This window comes from Helicobacter mehlei, assembly GCF_007280785.1.
Classification (GTDB): domain Bacteria; phylum Campylobacterota; class Campylobacteria; order Campylobacterales; family Helicobacteraceae; genus Helicobacter; species Helicobacter mehlei.
Window position 1 is genome coordinate 1 of sequence record NZ_VKGC01000052.1, and the last position, 1332, is coordinate 1332.

Below are 1332 nucleotides of genomic sequence, written 5' to 3' on the forward strand. Positions count from 1 at the left end.
TAAAGGCGCGCAGAGTCTCAAACCCCTAGCGGGTGTTCTTGGGCGCAGTGTAGATTATATCCCCCTTGTGGGGGCTAGCAAACGCTTTATGAGTGGGAATGTGCAGGCCGCCCAAAAAGTCTTAGAAGAAGTCTATACCCCCCAGCAAGAACAGGCCTTAAAAGAGTTTGCTAATCACTTTGGTGGGGGTGTTAGGCTCAATGCCCAAACCACAGGGCTAAACCAAAGAATGCGAGAACAATTTGGGGGGGATTCCAAGATTTACAAGGCCTACCAAGCGGCCGAGGACATTTTTAGATTAACCAAGCAGAGTGAGCAACAAGAGGCCTTTATTAGGGCCATACGCGCCGATGAGAGCGGGACATTATTAGCCTTTTTGAGCGAGGCGGCCAATTCTAGCCCCAAGGCGCACAACACGCTTAAAGGGATTTTAAACAAGACCACGCGCAACTTAGAGGAACAATTAAAACAACTCCATTTAAAGCCTAGTGACATCAAGGCCATATTTGAGGACTTGGAAAAGGGCACTAAGGAGTCTTATGCAGATGCCACCGAGCGCATCATCCCCCAAGTTGTGGGGGATTTAAAGATCACGCTTGATCCCACTAAGGTTAAACAGATTCGCCAAGAGCTTAGCCAAGAGGGGCTAGAGCTAGAGGCACAACCCTTCTTAAAGCAAATTGAGCACAATATTTACAACAAAGAGGGTGTGGGCTTTACCCAGCTTAATAACGCCCTTAAAACCCTCAATAGCCACTACAAAGCCACGCCCAACCCCACGCTCAAAGAGCATATCCGCAAACTCAGCGATAATATGATCCGCAACGATATTCAAGAGGGCATCAGCCAGCTTTTCAAGCAATTACCAGAGGACTTGGGGCACAAATACGCACAACTCTTCAACACCGCCCTCAAAGATTACGCCACGATGAAGGAAACCCTAAAGATCATCGACAAGGGCACTCTCAAACTCAGAGATGCGGCTAGAAGCGAACAAAAGGCTTTAGATGCGCTCATCAAATACACCCAAGGGCAAGGGCATCAGGGGCTAGACAATCTAAGCCGCATCACTAAGGGATTGAACCCAGCTAATCGAGAAGTGCTAGAGCTGAATATGCTTGAGCGACTCTTTGCCACCTCTTTGATGCAACTAGAGGGGCTTAAAGTCTTTGATAGCCAAGCCTTTTTCAAACGCCTAGAGAGCCTCAAAGAGGGCACATTCCAAAGCAGGGCCGCACAAGACTTCATACAGATTGCCAGTGGCTTTAACCGCCTATTCAATCAAGATGCCAAATTAGCCCAAGCCCTTAAAAGCACCACGGGTGAGCAAGT

Annotated in this window: 1 pseudogene; it reads left to right on the forward strand. The window is 48.3% G+C overall.

The annotated features are described in order from the left end of the window. Positions 1-1332 (forward strand): annotated as a pseudogene (locus FNE76_RS08355) (DUF3519 domain-containing protein); the annotation flags it as partial.